This window comes from Pseudoalteromonas sp. 2CM36K (assembly GCF_023161865.1).
GTDB lineage: Bacteria > Pseudomonadota > Gammaproteobacteria > Enterobacterales > Alteromonadaceae > Pseudoalteromonas > Pseudoalteromonas tetraodonis.
Window position 1 is genome coordinate 18,205 of sequence record NZ_JALNTK010000007.1, and the last position, 17,833, is coordinate 36,037.

Annotated in this window: 19 protein-coding genes and 1 pseudogene; 15 read left to right on the forward strand and 5 right to left on the reverse strand. The window is 40.0% G+C overall.

Features of this window, described 5'->3' with window-relative positions:
• Positions 1-18 precede the first annotated feature (18 nt).
• The 8 genes from MTN97_RS05805 (at position 19) to MTN97_RS05840 (ending at position 8,557) form a co-directional block, all read left to right on the forward strand.
• The gene (locus MTN97_RS05805) at positions 19-2,184 is read left to right on the forward strand and encodes an FAD-dependent oxidoreductase (RefSeq protein ID WP_248473899.1); all 2,166 of its coding nucleotides are present in this window, start codon (positions 19-21) and stop codon (positions 2,182-2,184) included.
• 1 nt (position 2,185) lies between these two features.
• Entirely contained in the window at positions 2,186-3,016 is an 831-nt protein-coding gene (locus MTN97_RS05810; protein ID WP_248473900.1) for a DUF547 domain-containing protein, read from the forward strand.
• A complete protein-coding gene (locus MTN97_RS05815) occupies positions 3,003-4,301 on the forward strand; it encodes an ABC transporter substrate-binding protein (protein ID WP_248473901.1) in 1,299 nt (432 codons plus the stop codon). Before MTN97_RS05810 ends, MTN97_RS05815 begins: the two co-directional genes overlap by 14 nt.
• A complete protein-coding gene (locus MTN97_RS05820; RefSeq protein ID WP_248473902.1) occupies positions 4,298-6,052 on the forward strand; it encodes an ABC transporter permease in 1,755 nt (584 codons plus the stop codon). The genes MTN97_RS05815 and MTN97_RS05820 overlap by 4 nt, the downstream gene beginning before the upstream one ends.
• Positions 6,053-6,091: 39 nt before the next feature.
• Positions 6,092-6,730: an ATP-binding cassette domain-containing protein gene (locus tag MTN97_RS05825; protein WP_208835075.1), complete on the forward strand. Its 639-nt coding sequence runs from the start codon at positions 6,092-6,094 to the stop codon at positions 6,728-6,730.
• A 16-nt stretch (positions 6,731-6,746) separates the two neighbouring features.
• Positions 6,747-7,391, forward strand: a complete 645-nt coding sequence (locus MTN97_RS05830; protein WP_248473903.1) for a CDP-alcohol phosphatidyltransferase family protein — start codon at positions 6,747-6,749, stop codon at positions 7,389-7,391.
• Positions 7,384-8,175: a sterol desaturase family protein gene (locus MTN97_RS05835; RefSeq protein WP_248473904.1), complete on the forward strand. Its 792-nt coding sequence runs from the start codon at positions 7,384-7,386 to the stop codon at positions 8,173-8,175. The genes MTN97_RS05830 and MTN97_RS05835 overlap by 8 nt, the downstream gene beginning before the upstream one ends.
• Positions 8,176-8,254: 79 nt before the next feature.
• Positions 8,255-8,557, forward strand: coding sequence for a hypothetical protein (locus tag MTN97_RS05840; RefSeq protein ID WP_248473905.1), 303 nt, complete (start codon positions 8,255-8,257; stop codon positions 8,555-8,557).
• Between the two features lie 41 nt (positions 8,558-8,598).
• Here the strand turns inward: MTN97_RS05840 and MTN97_RS05845 are convergent, their stop codons facing one another.
• Positions 8,599-9,129, reverse strand: coding sequence for a hypothetical protein (locus MTN97_RS05845; protein ID WP_248473906.1), 531 nt, complete (start codon positions 9,127-9,129; stop codon positions 8,599-8,601).
• Positions 9,130-9,346: 217 nt separating this feature from the next.
• Positions 9,347-9,475, reverse strand: a pseudogene (locus MTN97_RS05850) (transposase); the annotation flags it as partial.
• A 146-nt stretch (positions 9,476-9,621) separates the two neighbouring features.
• Between MTN97_RS05850 and MTN97_RS05855 the strand changes: the two are divergent.
• The 3 genes from MTN97_RS05855 to MTN97_RS05865 all read left to right on the forward strand — a co-directional run bounded on the left by MTN97_RS05855 (position 9,622) and on the right by MTN97_RS05865 (position 13,522).
• The gene (locus tag MTN97_RS05855; protein WP_024600859.1) at positions 9,622-10,383 is read left to right on the forward strand and encodes an IS5 family transposase; all 762 of its coding nucleotides are present in this window, start codon (positions 9,622-9,624) and stop codon (positions 10,381-10,383) included.
• A gap of 188 nt (positions 10,384-10,571) precedes the next feature.
• A complete protein-coding gene (locus MTN97_RS05860; RefSeq protein ID WP_248473908.1) occupies positions 10,572-12,488 on the forward strand; it encodes a class I SAM-dependent DNA methyltransferase in 1,917 nt (638 codons plus the stop codon).
• 2 nt (positions 12,489-12,490) lie between these two features.
• Entirely contained in the window at positions 12,491-13,522 is a 1,032-nt protein-coding gene (locus MTN97_RS05865; RefSeq protein ID WP_248473909.1) for a restriction endonuclease subunit S, read from the forward strand.
• Between the two features lie 78 nt (positions 13,523-13,600).
• On the opposite strand, the gene MTN97_RS05870 is transcribed toward MTN97_RS05865, so the two are convergent.
• The 3 genes from MTN97_RS05870 to MTN97_RS05880 all read right to left on the reverse strand — a co-directional run bounded on the left by MTN97_RS05870 (position 13,601) and on the right by MTN97_RS05880 (position 14,780).
• The gene (locus MTN97_RS05870; protein ID WP_248473910.1) at positions 13,601-13,885 is read right to left on the reverse strand and encodes a hypothetical protein; all 285 of its coding nucleotides are present in this window, start codon (positions 13,883-13,885) and stop codon (positions 13,601-13,603) included.
• Entirely contained in the window at positions 13,866-14,027 is a 162-nt protein-coding gene (locus MTN97_RS05875; protein ID WP_248473911.1) for a hypothetical protein, read from the reverse strand. The genes MTN97_RS05870 and MTN97_RS05875 overlap by 20 nt, the downstream gene beginning before the upstream one ends.
• A 255-nt stretch (positions 14,028-14,282) precedes the next feature.
• Complete coding sequence (locus tag MTN97_RS05880) at positions 14,283-14,780, reverse strand: SHOCT domain-containing protein (protein ID WP_086994376.1); 498 nt, start codon at positions 14,778-14,780, stop codon at positions 14,283-14,285.
• Positions 14,781-15,106: 326 nt separating this feature from the next.
• On the opposite strand from MTN97_RS05880, the gene tnpA reads away from it, so the two are divergent.
• From tnpA to MTN97_RS05900, 4 genes are all read left to right on the forward strand, one after another.
• The gene (gene tnpA / locus MTN97_RS05885; protein WP_013465796.1) at positions 15,107-15,412 is read left to right on the forward strand and encodes an IS66 family insertion sequence element accessory protein TnpA; all 306 of its coding nucleotides are present in this window, start codon (positions 15,107-15,109) and stop codon (positions 15,410-15,412) included.
• Entirely contained in the window at positions 15,409-15,636 is a 228-nt protein-coding gene (gene tnpB, locus MTN97_RS05890; RefSeq protein WP_290211265.1) for an IS66 family insertion sequence element accessory protein TnpB, read from the forward strand. Before tnpA ends, tnpB begins: the two co-directional genes overlap by 4 nt.
• A gap of 183 nt (positions 15,637-15,819) precedes the next feature.
• Complete coding sequence (tnpC, locus tag MTN97_RS05895) at positions 15,820-17,325, forward strand: IS66 family transposase (protein WP_248473913.1); 1,506 nt, start codon at positions 15,820-15,822, stop codon at positions 17,323-17,325.
• A gap of 29 nt (positions 17,326-17,354) precedes the next feature.
• The gene (locus MTN97_RS05900; RefSeq protein WP_290211275.1) at positions 17,355-17,816 is read left to right on the forward strand and encodes a S9 family peptidase; all 462 of its coding nucleotides are present in this window, start codon (positions 17,355-17,357) and stop codon (positions 17,814-17,816) included.
• Positions 17,817-17,833: the final 17 nt, after the last annotated feature.

Below are 17,833 nucleotides of genomic sequence, written 5' to 3' on the forward strand. Positions count from 1 at the left end.
TGCTAGAGAAGAGAGAACATGATTAAAAAAATACTTTTGTTATTGATTGCAGCGGTCGCCATCGGCCTGTTCTTTCATTTTGATTTGCACCAACTACTTACGCTTGAGGGCTTAAAAGGGTCGATGGATCAGTTTAGCCAATATAAAGCGCAATCTCCGCTATTAATAATTGGCGGATTCTTTTTATTGTATGTGGTGGTTACTGCATTGTCTTTACCGGGCGCGGCTATTTTAACACTGGCAGCGGGTGCTTTATTTGGCTTAGTTGAAGGCTTATTGGTTGCATCGTTTGCATCAACCATAGGTGCTACATTGGCCTTTTTAGTATCACGTTACTTATTGCGCGAGACCATTAAAAAGCGCTTTCCTGATCGTTTAGCAGCCATTGATGCAGGCGTTGAAAAAGAAGGCGGCTTTTACTTATTTACGTTGCGTTTAGTGCCGGTGTTTCCGTTCTTTTTAATCAACTTGTTAATGGGCGTAACAGCCATCAAGTCATGGACTTTTTACTGGGTAAGCCAAGTGGGTATGCTAGCCGGTACATTTGTATTTGTTAATGCCGGTACGCAGCTTGCTCAAATAGAGAGTTTATCGGGCATTTTATCGTTGGACTTAATTTTATCATTCGCTTTATTGGGCGTATTCCCATTTATTGCTAAAGGAATTTTAAACGTGTTTAAAAAACGTCGTGTATACAAAAGCTATACTAAACCTAAAAGTTTCGACCGTAACATGATTGTTATTGGCGCGGGTGCTGGTGGTTTGGTAACAAGCTATATTGCCGCTGCTGTTAAAGCAAAAGTAACCCTTATTGAAGCGGGCGAAATGGGCGGCGACTGTTTAAACTACGGCTGTGTTCCAAGTAAAGCGATAATTAAAAGCGCTAAAATTGCAGAGCAAATTCGCCACGGTGAACACTACGGCCTAGAAAACATGACACCGCAGTTTTCGTTTAAAAAAGTAATGGCGCGTGTTCATAAAGTAATTGCCGATATAGCACCGCACGACAGCATAGAGCGCTACACTAATTTAGGCGTAGACGTAGTAAAAGGCTACGGCAAATTAATCGACCCGTGGACGGTAGAAATTAAACTTAATGATGGCGGCACGCAAACATTAACTGCGCGTACTATTGTTATTGCCACTGGCGCACGCCCATTTGTACCGCCACTACCCGGTATAGAAGAAACTGGTTATGTAACAAGCGATACCTTGTGGGATAAATTTGCAGCGCTTGACGAAGCACCTAAAAAGCTTGTAGTACTTGGCGGCGGCCCTATTGGCAGCGAATTAGCCCAAAGCTTTGCCCGTTTAGGTTCAAGCGTTACGCAAATTGAAATGGCGGAGCGCATCATGATCAAAGAAGATCTTGAAGTGTCTACCTTTGCTCATGAAGCATTGAGCGAAAGCGGCGTTAACATTTTAACCTCACATCAGGCATTACGTTGTGAAGCGCGCGACGGTAAAAAGTACATTATTGTTAAACGCCTTAACGAAGGCAATAATGAAGAAATTGCTATTGAATACGACGAACTGCTATGCGCTGTTGGCCGCAGTGCCCGCCTTAAAGGTTACGGTCTTGAAGAGCTAGGCATTGAAACAAACCGCACAGTAGTAACTAACGAATACCTAGAAACACTGTACCCAAATATTTTTGCAGCAGGCGATATTGTAGGTCCATACCAGTTTACACATGTTGCAGCCCATCAAGGTTGGTACGCAGCGGTAAATGGCTTATTTGGTAACCTTAAAAAGTTTAAAGTAGATTACCGTGTTATTCCGTGGACTACGTTTATTGACCCAGAAGTAGCACGTGTTGGCTTAAACGAGCAAGACGCAAAAGATAAAGGCATAGATTACGAAATTACTCGCTTTGAATTTGAAGAGCTAGACCGTGCAATTACCGACAGCGCTACAAAAGGCTTTATTAAAGTGATTACACCAAAAGGCAAAGACAAAATACTCGGTGTTACTGTGGTGTCTGAACACGCTGGCGATTTGATTGCTGAGTTTGTACTGGCAATGAAACACGGCTTAGGCCTTAACAAAATACTCGGTACTATACACAGCTACCCTACTTGGGCTGAAGGTAATAAGTACGCAGCAGGTGAGTGGAAACGCGCTCATGCACCTGAAAAAGTGCTTAACTTGCTCGAAAAATATCATACGTGGCGTCGAGGCTAATATGTTTAACACAACATTAAAGCCTTTATTATTAAGTGCGACATTACTTGCGACGGCGCTTATAACGTCGCTTTCAAGCCAAGCGCAAAGTACGACTAATAACCTGCACGATAGCTGGAATGCATTGTTAAATAAGCATGTTGTCGCTATTAACCATAATCACAGTACTGAGGTTGATTACGCTGCCATAAAACGTGAGCATGCACAGCTAAAAACGTATTTAGATTCGTTAACGGCTGTAACGCAAAGCGAATTTGACGCGTGGGAAAAGCCTAAGCAACTCGCTTTTTTAATCAATGCTTATAATGCGTGGACTGTTGAACTTATATTGACAAAGTACCCAGATCTTAAATCAATTAAAGACTTAGGGAGCTTTTTTAGCTCACCATGGAGTAAAGAGTTTGTGCCATTACTTGGCAAAACTCGCAGCCTTGATGACATAGAGCACGGTTTAATTCGTGGCAGCGGTAAATATAACGACCCACGTATTCATTTTGCTGTAAATTGTGCAAGTATTGGTTGCCCTGCGCTGCGCGGGGAGGCATTCACAGCTACTGAACTAGAGAGCCAATTGCAACAGCAAACGGTGCGTTTTTTATCTGATACAACACGTAATTTTGCGCAGGAAAATACGCTAAATATCTCCTCTATATTTAAATGGTACGGCGATGACTTTGAAAAAGGTTTTAGAGGTGCAGACACGCTACAGCAGTTTTTACTGCAATATAGCGATGCACTTAAACTAGTACCCGCTCAGCAAAAAGCGCTTAGAAATAATGACATGAAAGTAAAATTTTTAGACTACAACTGGGATTTAAATGCACGCCAGTAAGTTTTGGCAAACAGCTACGCGTTACAGTGTTTACTGTGTCGCGTTTTGCGTTTGCCTAATAACAAGCTTAAGTACTTTTGCTAATAACAGCGCTCATAATATGAGTAAAGAACTACTCACTCGCTGGGAAAATATTGAAACGCTTGGTAATAACCAAAGCGTGTACTTTTATGCCTGGGGCGGCGACGCGCAAATAAATGCCTATATTCAATGGGCTGCCCAGCAAGTTAAAACTAAATATAATATTAACTTAGTGCATGTAAAGCTCAGCGACACCAGCGAAGCAGTAAGCCGAGTGTTGGCCGAAAAATCAGCACATAATAATGACCAAGGCAGTGTTGATCTGGTATGGATAAACGGCGCTAACTTTGCCACTATGAGCGAGCACGCATTGTTGTTAAAACAGTGGGCAAATAAACTACCACACTTTGCCTACACAGATCCCGCTAATAACCCTGCAGTTAATTTTGACTTTGGCATACCCACAAACGGTATGGAAGCACCGTGGGGGCAAGCATCGCTCACCTTTTATTACGACAGCATTGCAATAAATAAACAGGCAAACAACAAACTCCCTACTACATTAAACGAATTATTAAACTGGAGCGCACAAAACCAGGGGCGTTTTAGCTACCCAAAGCCGCCTGATTTTTTAGGGATGAGCTTTTTAAAATACGCCTTAGTAATACTGCATCAGCAAAGTAGTGAAAGCATTAAAGCGCAGTTAAACCAAGCGGCTACCGCTAACAACACAGCACAAGTGTTAACCCCACTGTGGGACTTTTTAAATAAGCTACACCCTACGCTTTGGCGTGGTGGCACTCACTTTATGCAAAGTGGCGCGCAAATGCGCCGTTTAGTAGACGATACCGAGCTAAGTATTGCCTTTACCTTTTCAGCACCCGAAGTGCCCGCAGCCGTTAAACGCTACGATTTACCAAAAAGCATTCGCAGCTATGCAATGGCTGATGGCAGTTTAAGTAATACTCACTTTGTGGCAATTCCTTATAATGCAAGCCACCCGCAAAGCGCGCAATTAGTCGCTAACTTTTTATTAAGCCCTGAGGCACAAGCCCAAAAGCAAAAAGCACATATATGGGGCGATAAAAGCGTACTTATTCAATCAACGTTAACGCCTGATCAGCAAGCCTTATTTAAAACAGCTAAACCACATCCAAGTGCACTGCCTTTAAACAGTATTAAACGCACATTGAGCGAGCCACACCCAAGCTGGGTAAACGCCATTCTGCAAGGTTGGCAAACCCGTTATGGAGTAAGCCAATGAGTGTTGTTAGCAATAAAGTGGCGACAAGCCATGGGCCTCACGCCCGTAAAAGCCATGATATGTTTAGTAAAATAGTAAAATTAAGCCCACGTTTTTTACTCGTTTTACTTATTTTACCCGTACTTGGCGGCTTAATTAGTGTGTTACTACCCGCCTTTGGTTATGCCCCTGCACTTGATCAAACAACACTTGGCTTGCAAGGTTTTACCATGCTTTGGCAAACACCCGGCCTAATAAATATGGCTATGCTAAGTATTGGTACCGGTTTAATAAGTACCTTACTTGCTTTTATTATTACTTTGATGATTTTAGCCGCTTTTTTTAACAGCCCTTGGCTTAACCGCATTCAGCGTTTACTGAGCCCTATTTTAGTGATCCCACACGCTGCAGCGGCTATTGCGGTAGGTTTTTTAATTGCCCCTTCAGGCATGATTTCGCGAATTATATCGCCTTGGTTAAGCGGGTGGGAACTTGCACCAAACGGCCTATTTCCGCATGACTCGTTCGGCATTAGTATAATTTTAGGGTTAACGCTTAAAGAGCTGCCATTTTTGTTATTAATGGCACTAGGCGTACTGGCGCAGCCTGAGCTTGGCAAAAAATTACGCCAGCAACATAAAGTTGCGCTTAATTTGGGTTACTGCCCCATGACCGCCTTTTTTAAAGTAATACTCCCTAGCCTTTACCCACTGCTGCGTTTACCTATTTTAGCTGTGCTCGCTTATGCCAGCGCCAGTGTAGAAATGCCACTTATTTTAGGCCCAAATACACCGCCAACATTAGCGGTAGCTATTATGCATTGGTTTAACGATGTTGATTTAAACTTACGTATTAAAGCCTCAGCCGGTGCTTTGCTACAACTGGCACTCACGGGTGGGTTACTTGCGCTTTGGCTTAGCGGCGAAAAAGCGATAAAGGTATTGTTTAGCGATTCACTCACTAACGGGGTGCGCGAATACGGCGGGTTTTATTGGCAAAAACTAACGATAATACTCACAGCTTTAGTGATCGGTTTTATTTTACTGTCGCTAATTGCCCTTATTTTGTGGTCGGTTGCCGGCTTTTGGCGCTTTCCCGATGCACTCCCTGAGCAATTTACACTACTGCATTTTAACAGTGCATTAATGCAAATGAGCAACCCGCTTTTTAATACCCTAGCTATTGGTTTAGTCACAACGGTATTTGCCATTACAGTTACTTTATTGTGTTTAGAGTCGGAGCAGTTAAGCGACAAACCCATCTCTCGCTTTACCAGTTTAATTATTTACTTACCGCTATTAGTACCCAGTATTGCCTTTTTGTTTGGCCTAGTATGGATACAACAATGGGTAAATAACCAAGCCGCATTTTTTAATGTGGTGTTTACCCATTTACTGTTTGTTTTGCCTTACGTATTTTTGTCACTCGCGAGCAGTTATAGGCGGTTAGACTCTCGCTTTGCGCGCGTTGCAGCAAGTTTGGGCGCAGCGCCTAGCAAAGTGTTTTTTAAGGTGAAATTACCGCAGTTATTTGCACCTATTTTAATTGCAGCCGCATTGGGATTAGCGATCAGTTTTGGCCAATACTTACCAACTCTTTTAGCCGGTGGCGGGCGTATAGCCACCATAACAACCGAAGCCGTTACCCTGGCAAATGGCGCAAGTAGTCGCACCAGTGCCGTATACGCTATTATGCAAATGGCACTCCCGCTTATTGGATTTATACTGGCATGGGTTTTACCTAAGTACTTTTTTAAAAGCGCACGAGTGTAAAGCTCCCACAGTAAACAGTATTGAGTGAAAGGTTTTTTAATGCAGTCATCTTTACAGATTAAAAATTGTCAGCTTTATCGCCAAAATGAGCGACTACTTAGCTTAAACGAGCAAGTTAATGGCGGTGAAATTCTAACGATTATGGGCCCATCGGGCAGCGGTAAATCAAGCTTGTTAAACTGGCTTACAGGCACTTTACCCAGTGGTTTTAAAGCCACTGGGGAGGTGTGGCTTAACGGTAAAAATATAAATGATTTACCCACGCATTTACGCCATATTGGCGTACTGTATCAAGACGCTTTATTGTTTTCGCACTTAAGTGTGGCGGGTAATATTGCTTTTGCTATGCCCAAAGGGGATAAAAAACAACGCATTGAAAAAATAGCACACGCACTTGAGCAAGTCGGTTTAAAAGGAATGGCCAATCGCCATCCCGATAGCTTGTCGGGCGGCCAACAAGCACGCGTTGCGCTATTACGACTGTTATTAAGTGAGCCAAAAGCTATTTTACTCGATGAGCCTTTTAGTAAGCTCGACACGCAACTGCGCGTTGATACACGTGAACTGGTGTTTAGCCAAATACGCCAACATAAACTGCCTGCCATTATGGTAACGCACGATCATAGCGATTACGACGCTGCAAACGGTAAACTTTTCACCTTAAATACTGTACTTTAAGCGCACAAGGCACCCTATGTTAGATAAATTTATCACCCCTGTAATAAAACCACTGTTAAAGCCTGTGGTAATGCTAATACATAAATGCGGCATAACACCCGATCAGCTAACAGTATTTGGCTTTTTAATTGGTTTGCTCGCTGTGCCATTACTTGCTTTTGAAATGTGGTACGGCGCATTAGCTGCCATTGCTTTCAATCGCATTTTAGATGGGCTTGACGGCGCACTAGCACGCCATGCTAATTTAAGCTCAAGCGCCGGCGGCTTTTTAGATATTACACTCGACTTTTTATTTTACGCGGCCATTCCGCTTGGCTTTATTTTGGCAAACCCCGAACAAAACGCCATTGCAGGCGCTATATTACTCGCTGCATTTATTGGCACGGGTTCAAGCTTTTTAGCCTTTGCCATAGCCGCTGAAAAGTTTAAACTCGAAAAACCACAATTTAAATATAAAAGCTTTTACTACTTAAATGGTTTAACCGAAGGCACAGAAACAATAGCGCTATTTATAGCCTTTTGTATTTGGCCGCAGCACTTTGCCCTCCTCGCTGGCATATTTGCTTTTGCCTGTGCCATTACCATATTTACCCGTATACATGGCGGCTACCACACACTTAAACAGCAAGAAGCCAATGAGGTTATAAATAATAATGACTAACGAAGTTTGGTGGCGACTCGGTTGCTTTTTTAGCATTTTAGTCATAATGATGCTGCTTGAATGGCGACAGCCCGCAAGGCAATCGCCCATTAAAAGCAGCACTCGCTGGTTTGCAAATTTTGGCTTAGTGTTTGCCTCATCTGTGATTGCGCGCTTAGCCGTACCTATTGGTTTAACCGCAGTAGCACTTTACAATCAAGAGCACACCATCGGCTTATTTAACCAACTAGCTATGCCTAGCATAATAGCCATAGTGCTAAGCCTTGTACTGCTCGATATACTCATTTATTGGCAGCATAGATTGTTTCATAAAGTGCCACTATTATGGCGTTTACACCGCGTACACCACGCCGATGCGCATGTAGATACCAGTACAGGCCTGCGCTTTCACCCCATCGAAATTGTGCTTAGCATAGTTATAAAACTCATTGCAGTTACTGCACTTGGCGTACCCGCCATTGCCGTACTTATATTTGAAATCGCGTTAAATGGACTCGCCTTGTTTAACCATGCAAACATACGCCTACCAAACGCCATTGAAAAGCCACTACGCCTTATATTAATGACGCAAATACTGCACCGCATTCACCACAGTAAAGTAGTGAGTGAAACAAATTCAAACTATGGCTTTAGTGTAATTTGGTGGGACAAACTTTTTGGCAGCTATAAAAGTGAGGCCAAAAAAGCCGACGCAGAAATAGATATTGGTTTGGTTGAATACCCAAGTGCTAAGCAAAACGCCTCGCTTTGGGGGTTACTCATCATGCCGTTTAAAAACAAGTAAAAACAACTATATTGCACTTTACACAATGCCAATCTACTTAAAAGCCCTTTGATGTAGGTTGGTTTAAATAAAATACTCTATGAATACGCCAGATGAAAACTTTAAGGGGGTCTGTTTAATTTCTAAATCTTTAAGGCAAAAATTTGTAGAATGGGCTGGCTTTACTATTCGTTATTCATTTTGGGCAAAAGCATATTATCGGCAGCAAGAAGCCAAAGGAAAACCCCATAATACCATCATCAGATCATTAGCATTTAAGTGGATAAGAATACTATTTAGGTGCTGGAAAACACATACGCCCTACGATGAATCGACTTACTTAACCGCATTGAAAAGTAAGGGATCACCGCTGTTAAAATTTGCGATGGAAAGTGAGCTTTAGTGCTTGCTGTCCACCTCAGGGCGTGTTGTTAGCAGCCATATTTATTGATACTCAATAAACATATGCCCGATTAAATCCTCGTTAGGGTGTTGTATATCAAATTGTTTAAAAACCTTAATCCATTCAGTGCATACTTCAAATAATAATAACATTAAATCTTTAGCTTTTCCGTCATCCGTACATATTTCAAAAGAAAGTGTTTCAATCGCTAAATCATGTCTTAGCTTACCATCTGCAAACATTGGAATTGATGTTTCTACGTTACCTATGACTCCAGTAACTGGTGATTTTCTATCACTTTGAACCTCAAAGTGCTTAGATGAGTTAGCAATGTCACCACAATACTTTAAGGGTAGTATTTTTGAGTGCATTTCGGAAAAGTCATTTTTATCTTTGCCTGTGAGTTTGAGATAAGAAATGCACCAATCTCTTAAGGAAATTGATGTGACACAAAAATTGAATAAATGGTCTGATTTATTAGCTATATCAGATGCTCTCCATGTTCTTGTACCTTCCCGTAATAACTTCATAAATAAATCGGAGGGGGAAGTGTATGTGCTGATAAGTGACATTATGCGATCCTTGGCTGCTAACGAGCCTGTAGATTAACTCGTTTTTTTATTTGCTTTTATTGATAAACAAACCATAGCTGAGTTCCTATTTTGGTTCAATCGATTACTTATTTTATGCAGAATATAAAGTGGGAGTTTGATGTTGTTTTAATTGGCATTTTGGAAGGTATTACTGGTGTTTAAGTGGCTTTATTGAGGTTAAAAGGGCTTACCCCTCTTAATGCATCGTGTTTTGTAGCTTTTCTATATTATGAACAAGGCAATACAGTTGCCATTGCGCATTCACTTTCAGTTGACCCCGTAAGGTCAATTTATTCATCCCTTTATTCACTGTAATGTTGCCAAAAAAATAAAAAATAACATGACACCCACTCTAATTATAAAATAACATGACACTCACTCTAGGGCGTGTTGATCTTTGTGGTATGAAAAACAAACAGCATGAAGATAAGGTATAATTGAATTCGCCAGAAAACTTTACACCGAACCTACATGCCAAGATTAATGTTAACAGACGGGACATGGAATGTCTTATCAAAAGTAATGTACTTAAGTGGTCGAATTTATAATAAGCCCGACCATAGAAAAACGCTCGAAGGCATACTGTATAAGATGCGCACAGGTATTCCATGGCGAGATTTACCTTCTGATTTTGGCCGTTGGAGTGCTATCTACAGACGGTTTAATTTATGGTCCAAAAAAGGGATTTTGAATGAACTGTTTCGCGCATTATCTCGTGATGCGGACATGGATTGGGTCTTCATTGATGGCAGTATTGTCAGGGCTCATCAACATAGTTGCGGTGCAAGAACTGCTGACAATGAATCAATTGGAAAGAGCCGAGGTGGAAATTCTACGAAAATTCATCTTGCAGTCGATAGCGGAGGGTTGCCTGTTTATTATGAATTATCCTGTGGAAATACGCATGATATCGTCCATGCAGAGTCACTCGTAGCTAATTGCCCAACAAGTAATATGGTTGTCGCAGATAAAGGCTACGACAGTGAAAAACTGAGAGCGTTTGTTCGTGATAATAACGCTACACCCGTTATTCCACGTAAGGGCAACAGTTTAGTAGGCAATGAAGATATTGACTGGTGCATGTACAAATATCGGCACTTGGTTGAGAATGCATTTGGCCGTATTAAGCAATATAGAGGGATAGCCACGCGGTATGAAAAGCTTGAACGAAATTATCATTCAATGCTCGCTTTAGCATTTACTATGATGTGGCTACCAATGTGGGCTGATTGATATATGTACTACAAAGATCAACAGCCCCTAATCAAAGGTTAGGTAAATTAAAATTTTTATACTCAAATTCTTCCATGTTGCTAAAATTTAATAGATTTCAAATTGTTAGGAATTACTTTAAATGTATAATAAAACCCTGTCGGTCGGCAGGTAATAATAACTGGTATTTATCTTAAGGAGAATTAGAAGTGGCTAAAAAAGAAGCTAAAACTGATTTGTGGGTTCATGGGTTATTGCAAGAAGCTGGGATCGAACTTGACCCGCAAGGTAGTACCATTTTAGAGATTAATAATGCTTTAAAGACCGCATCAAAAAATGGAACAGGAAGAGTGGGCTTTCCTGAATATGTAGGTGTAGTGAAAGATTTTCTTTTAGTCATCGAAAATAAAGCCGATTTATCAAAACACGTCAAATTGAACATGGACGGCGCAATTAGCCTTGAAGTTAAAGACGTCAAAGATTTTGCGATTAATGGTGCTTTGTTTTATGGACAACATTTAGCTAAAAATACAAGCTATAAAAAAATTATTGCATTCGGAATCTCTGGGGATGAAAAAAAACATAGAATTAGTCCCATATATATTGATGAAACTAATTATTACAGAGAGCTAACTGAGCTTGAGTCCTTCATTACATTTAATAAAGATAATATAGAGGAGTACTACACAAGAGAAGTACTCAATGAAGCCACTGATTCTGAAAAAGAGTTAGCTGAAATATTAAAGGACGCCTCTGATTTACATGAAGACCTAAGAAATTACGGTAACTTGAAAGATATTGATAAGCCACTAGTTGTTTCTGGTATTTTACTTGCCCTAAGAGAGTCAGAACATAGAAACTTCTCTATTGATGACCTAGCCGGAGATCAAGAGATTACAACTGATGGTGAAAAAATTTATAAAGCTATTGAGTCAAATCTAAGACGTTCTAATGTTTCACCTGATGTAAAAAGGGATAAAATTCTCAGTCAATTCGCAATAATAAAAGATACTCAAATATTAAATGAGGTTAATATAGGGCTAAACAAAACTCCTCTAAAACATTTTACACAATTCCTACAGGAAAAAATCTATAAAAGTATTAAGTACACAAATTCATCAGAAGATTTTTTAGGTAGGTTTTATGGTGAATTTATGTCCTATTCTGGAGGTGACGGTCAGACACTAGGTATTGTATTGACACCAAAACATATTACTGACTTGTTTTGTGAACTTGTAGATATTAACCAAGATGATATCGTACTAGACCCTTGCGCAGGTACTGCCGGTTTTTTAATCGCTGCTATGCATCATATGCTGATCCAAGCTGAAACTGAGGCAAAAAAGAAAAGTATAAAGCAGAAACAACTATTGGGGTTTGAGCTTCAACCTTATATGTTTACTATCGCTACTACAAATATGATCTTACGTGGCGATGGCAAAAGTAACTTAGTCAATCATAATTTTCTAAATGAGTCTGCAAGTAAACTGCAACTTAGTGGTGCTACTGTAGGGATGATGAACCCTCCTTATTCCCAAGGTTCTAAAAAAAATCCAGACCTATACGAAATCTCATTCACAGAGCATTTACTAAACTCTCTTTTACCCGGAGCTAGAGCTGTTGTTATTATTCCTCAGTCATCTATGACAGGAAAAACTAAAGAAGAGCTGGCAGTCAAAAATAACATTCTTAAGAACCATACATTAGAAGGTGTCATAACATTAAATAAAGATACTTTCTACGGCGTTGGGACAATGCCTTGCATTGCATTATTCACTGCGGGTGAGGCGCATCCAACCGAAAAAAAATGTAAGTTTGTAGACTTTAGAGAAGATGGTTTTAAGGTCAGCCCGCATATCGGTTTAATTGAGACTGAACAAGCCAAAGACAAAAAGCAACATCTATTAGATGTTTGGTTTGATAGGCTAGACGCAGAAACTAAGTTTTGCGTTGAAACCACAGTTGAAAGTGGGGACGAATGGCTTCACAGTTTTTACTATTTTAATGATGAAATACCTGACGAATCTGAATTCCAAAAATCTATTAATGATTATCTTACATTCGAGTTCTCGATGCTTATGCAAAACAAACAGGACTTATTTAACGAATCGGGAAGTAAGAGCTAAATATGATGGATCTAGACTTAAGTAAAAAAGATTGGGTAGCATTTAAGATTGGTGATCTTTTCAAAACTAGAAAAGGTACATACCTGAAAAAAAGTATGATTATGCCTGGTAGTAATCCACATATTACTGCAAGCGCTATAAATAACGGTGTAAGCTCTTTCATCGGGAATAAAACCTTATTTCCTAAAAACTTCATCACAATAGAGAAAGTTAGATTAACTTCATTTTACCAGCCAAGTCCTTTCTTTTGCTCTCATGACGTTTCTTGCATTACTCATGACAAATTAAATAAATATAATGGCTTGTTCATATCATCAATGATTAATCGTCAGGGTGATAAATATTCATATGGCCGGCAGGCTCAATTAAATGTAGTTAAAAGAGAGACAGTCTTTTTACCAGTCGATATAGAGGGTGAGCCTGATTGGGAATGTATGGAAGCTTATGGGCGTCGTATAATTAATGAAAAGATCAACCGCTATAATATTTATTCCAAAAATATTCTAAAAAAATACAAGTTTATCCCTTTACTCGAGTTGAATGAAATTAAATGGGGAGAGTTTTTCCTAAAAGAGATATTTAAAGAGATACAAAGGGGTAAAAGGCTGACTAAAGGCAATCAATTGGCTGGTGATAAACCTTATATATCCTCGACTGGATATAATAATGGGATTGACAATTTTATTGGTAATTCAGAAAAAGTTAGGCTTTTTTCTAATTGTCTAACTCTAGCTAACAGTGGTTCTGTAGGAGCTACCTTTTTTCACCCATATGAATTTGTTGCAAGTGACCATGTTACACACCTTAAAGGAAATTTTACCAAACATACTTATCTATTTCTTTCCTCTGTTCTAAATAGGTTATCAAACAAATATAACTTTAACAGAGAAATAAATGACAAAAGAATTATGAGGGAAAAGATAATGCTACCGATACTAGATAGTGGTCAGCCTGACTATGAGTATATGGAGCAATACATGATTAATAAAGAGATAGAAAGCAGAAAGAAATATAAGCCAAACATTAAAGCATGACCAAAATTGATAGTACAAACTATATTAATTTAAGGTTGTACTATCAATTTCTTTATTTGGGACATAAATTACAAATTACTATACGTAGTCCCCTCTTGCACGCGCCTTAGCCTCTGCACTAAGACCCGCAAACTCGTCGTCCGACATACGTGAAATATCAATATCAGGTCGACTATTGCCACCACCTGTACCCGACAACTTACCGCGCTCTTTCTTAGCCGCAACTAGCTTAGCCTTGGTGTTGGTTTTCTTAGTAAGCTTAGCCATATCCGCTTTAGGTTTAGCTGTACGGTCAACTAAATCATTTTCAAGAGCAACTAATCGAACAGACTTTTTAAGCGCCTCAGATGGTGTTAGATTCAACCATCGAATAGAAGCTTTCAAGTGAAGTGTAATGATAAACATATTCAGGTAATTCAATATTAAATTTATTATCTATACCTTTTAAGAACCAAAAAAATGTGTTTCGTGCACCATCTAACTGCTCTTGAAATTCTCGATTCATGTAACCTCTATTATTGTATGAGCTTATAACGCTTACAGCAGGCGCGCCGATTTTTGGTGTCGCTTGCCTGTTTTTGTTATGCTTTTTCACCAATATTTACGGGTGAAACCTCATTGAGGTTAACAAGATCACAGGCACCATTGTTTCGATAAAGCCGTTTATTTTGTTTAGTTTTGACTGACTGCTTCTCGCTCTAGGCGGACTTCGCTAAAGTGCTACTTACGGTCGTTGGTAACCTTACCCTATTGTTAAATGTTACTTCTCAGCCAATATTTTTTTCTTTTCTATTTCGAACTCTTTCTGGTTTAAAACACCGCTATCTAAAAGGTCTTTAATTTTAGTTAAACGATCATACTTATCAGCCACAGCAATCGCTGTTAGAGTTTCTTCTTTATCAATACACACAAAAATTATTTCTATTCTGGGGAAATTACCAAAGATATATGGTGGGGCTGCAGTGTGTTCTGAAACGGTTAACATCTTTTTATTATGAGCTTGTTTACGACAAAAATCATTTGCTCTTTTAGTCGCAGATCTTCTAATTCCTGATGTTCCACTAAAACCAGTAGATGCCTGATGAAAGATTCTATATCTTTCACCTTGAATTTCTTCGTCTGAAATATAAAAGTCTTTTCCTTCATACACAGCCCCGTCAAAATGTGAACTGCTTTCACTTTCTTTTTGTATTGGCGACATACTTGAGCATGCACTAAAGAAGAAAAATGCTGGAACCAAAAATATTATCTTTTTCATAAACACCTTAGAATGATGTGCAAGAACTACTCTGCACTGGCAGTCAGACTGCAAGTGATTGTTATGTATTTAGCTAGCCACGGTAGATATTATTAATTGCCGTTAGTGCGATAATAAATTTGTTAAATACATGACCCGGCGTGAACTCTGAAGGAGAGCCAATAAAAGATATAATTTTCTTTTTTTGACCACCAAATATTCCAGTGCCCCCATTAACCTTTATAAACAAAAAGGACGTGTCTAGCAGTAAGCGCGCAATTAAACCCACATACCAATATTAATGCTACCTATGCATAATTTACTCAGCATATTAACCTGAGGTAATTATGAATAAACAGCAAAAAATAAAACACTGGCAAGGCATTTTTGAGCAGCAAAAATCGAGTGGTTTAGCCATCATTCAATTTTGTCGTGATAACAACATTAACGCATCGACTTTCTATGTTTGGCGTAAACGCCTTTCTGACGAAACGATAAGGGTTAAAAAGCAACAGGTGATCCCGTTTGTTATTCATGAGCAAGCCTTTACACACCCTTCAATCATTAAACTCACCACACCAAACGGCTATCAAATAGACTTCGAGTCGACATTAGCTAACCAAACGCTAGCCAAATTATTGAGCGTACTGTGACACCTTGCACCCACCAAGTTTACTTGGTCACGGGATTCACCGACATGCGAAAATCAATCAATGGGTTAAGTATTATTGTCAGCGATACCCTATCTCTCGATCCTTTAAGCCAAGCGTGGTTCGTTTTTTGTAATAAACAACGCGATAAATTAAAAATTTTGTTTTGGGATACCAATGGTTTTTGGCTCTATTATCGTCGTTTAGAACAAGGACGATTTCAGTAGCCAAAACAGACTAATGAACACACGGCTATGGGCATCGAGCAACGCCAATTACAGTGGTTGCTATCAGGGTTACCGGTCAGTAATCAAACACGGCACCCGACTTTATCGGGGTTATCAGTGATGTAAATTAACCAGATCGTTTTTTTTACTTGAACGATCTTTCCCATGTGTCATGCTATTAAAATGCCAGACACTATTCTCATCACCGAACTACAAAATCAGCTTGCACTTATGCAGGCTAAGCTTGATGCTTTACAAGAAGATAAGGTTGAAATGCAATCGCGGATTGACCACTTGCTTGCTGAGCTTAAGTTAAGTAAATCCCAAAAATACGGTAAAAAAAGTGAAAAAGCCCCACGGGGCACCTTCAATGAAGCGGAGCAGCATAAAACGACTGAGCCGCCTAAACACCATAAGAAAGGCAAACAAACGCTGGCTGAGCACTTTGAACGAGAAGAGGTTGAGCACACCTTAACCGAGTTAACGTGTCAGTGTTGCGGTGAGCAACTACATCAATGTAGTAGTGAAGACAGCGAACAAGTTAAAATTATTCCGGCGAAAGTCAGCGTCATTAAGCACAAACAATTTAAATATGCTTGCAGACATTGCGAGCATGAACAATTGGCCAGTAAAATAATCACCGCGCCTAAACCCAAGCAGCCTATTCCTGGCAGCATTGCGAGTCCAGAAGCGTTATCGGCGGTTGTTACGGGCAAATACTGCGATGCCTTACCGCTTTATCGTTTCGTTGACATACTAGGCCGTGGCGGCCTTGAACTATCGCGCGGAACATTAGCTAATTGGTGTATTAAAGCGGGCCTGCTAATCAGCCCCTTAGTGGCAGCCATGCAACGTCACTTGCTTAATGAGCACAGTTTATGTGCCGATGAAACCCGTACACAAGTCTTAGATGAAGGTGACAATCCTAGCAGCAATTCCTACATGTGGGTTTATCGCAGCAATGAGGTTAGCCATGAGCCTGTCGTGATTTACGATTACCAAGCAGGTCGAAGTCGCGCTTGCGCAAAAGAATTTCTTGCCGGTTATCAAGGCTATTTACAGTGCGACGGTTACCGTGTTTATGACGGTATTGAAGGCATTACCCCTGTTGGTTGTTGGGCACACGCTAGACGCAAATATAACGATGCCTTAAAAGCAGAGTCGAAAAACAAAGGTCGAGCGCATAAAGCCATCAGCTTTATCAGCCAATTATATAAACTGGAAACCCAGGCTAAAAACAAACAGTTATCCCCTCAAGCGCGGTATCAGTTACGACAAGAAAAAGCCTTACCCATATTAATGCACTTTAAAGCGTGGCTTGATGAAGCCGAAGGTAAAGTAACGGCGGGGAGTTATATTGGCAAAGCGATAAAATACACGCTTAATCAATGGCCGAAATTAATGCGATATAGTGAAGATGGCGAACTAGGGATTGATAATAATATTACTGAGCGAGATATTCGGCCGTTTACCACGGGTAGGAAAAACTGGCTATTCTCAAAGTCAATTAATGGTGCCCAAGCAAGCGCCACACTCTATAGTATTGTGATGACGTGTCGTGCCAATGACATCAATCCTTATTACTACTTTGTGCATTTATTTAAAACGTTGCCGAATCGAGATGAGGGTGATGGTGATTTTACCGACCTAATGCCGTGGAATGTGCAGCTAGACTTCGATTATAGCTAAGCGCACTGCTTAAATGCGCGCTTACAGATATTTGCTCTGGTATCAAAGCTTTGCATAAACAGTATGCTATCGACTTAAAACAGGTAATAGGTATAGGCTGGAGCCAAGGTGGATACATTTGTGCGTATACAGGGTGTCACAGCAACGCATTCACTAAAGTAATTATTGGAGCGGCAATCAGTGATTGGTATACTTACCAGGCAGTTACCGATATTCCTGACTTCGTCAGTGATTATTTACCGATTAACACTGCCCGATTAGAAGCATCGGTTATCAATTCACCGCCCACTCATAAACCAGACATGCTCATTATCCATGGAACAAATGATTTTCGAGTGCCCATTCAATGTGCTCAACAACTCAGTGAATATGCATTTAAAAATAAGATTACCCATAGTTCATTATTCATTGAAGGAATGAAACATCGTGTAAATAAACCATCTGAATTAAAGTCAATATGGACAAATAGCTTAGAGTGGATAATTAATTAGCTATCTACTCTAAGCTC

Excerpts from the sequence above, each read along its gene's own strand:
- MTN97_RS05835 (WP_248473904.1), top strand. The coding sequence starts at position 7,384 with ATGACTAACGAAGTTTGGTGGCGACTCGGTTGCTTTTTTAGCATTTTA.
- MTN97_RS05880 (WP_086994376.1), bottom strand. The coding sequence starts at position 14,780 with ATGAAAAAGATAATATTTTTGGTTCCAGCATTTTTCTTCTTTAGTGCA.
- MTN97_RS05875 (WP_248473911.1), bottom strand. The coding sequence starts at position 14,027 with ATGAATCGAGAATTTCAAGAGCAGTTAGATGGTGCACGAAACACATTT.
- MTN97_RS05845 (WP_248473906.1), bottom strand. The coding sequence starts at position 9,129 with ATGTCACTTATCAGCACATACACTTCCCCCTCCGATTTATTTATGAAG.
- MTN97_RS05805 (WP_248473899.1), top strand. The coding sequence starts at position 19 with ATGATTAAAAAAATACTTTTGTTATTGATTGCAGCGGTCGCCATCGGC.
- MTN97_RS05815 (WP_248473901.1), top strand. The coding sequence starts at position 3,003 with ATGCACGCCAGTAAGTTTTGGCAAACAGCTACGCGTTACAGTGTTTAC.
- tnpC (WP_248473913.1), top strand. The coding sequence starts at position 15,820 with ATGCCAGACACTATTCTCATCACCGAACTACAAAATCAGCTTGCACTT.
- MTN97_RS05855 (WP_024600859.1), top strand. The coding sequence starts at position 9,622 with ATGCCAAGATTAATGTTAACAGACGGGACATGGAATGTCTTATCAAAA.
- tnpA (WP_013465796.1), top strand. The coding sequence starts at position 15,107 with ATGAATAAACAGCAAAAAATAAAACACTGGCAAGGCATTTTTGAGCAG.
- MTN97_RS05810 (WP_248473900.1), top strand. The coding sequence starts at position 2,186 with ATGTTTAACACAACATTAAAGCCTTTATTATTAAGTGCGACATTACTT.
- MTN97_RS05830 (WP_248473903.1), top strand. The coding sequence starts at position 6,747 with ATGTTAGATAAATTTATCACCCCTGTAATAAAACCACTGTTAAAGCCT.
- MTN97_RS05865 (WP_248473909.1), top strand. The coding sequence starts at position 12,491 with ATGATGGATCTAGACTTAAGTAAAAAAGATTGGGTAGCATTTAAGATT.
- MTN97_RS05820 (WP_248473902.1), top strand. The coding sequence starts at position 4,298 with ATGAGTGTTGTTAGCAATAAAGTGGCGACAAGCCATGGGCCTCACGCC.
- MTN97_RS05825 (WP_208835075.1), top strand. The coding sequence starts at position 6,092 with ATGCAGTCATCTTTACAGATTAAAAATTGTCAGCTTTATCGCCAAAAT.
- MTN97_RS05840 (WP_248473905.1), top strand. The coding sequence starts at position 8,255 with ATGAATACGCCAGATGAAAACTTTAAGGGGGTCTGTTTAATTTCTAAA.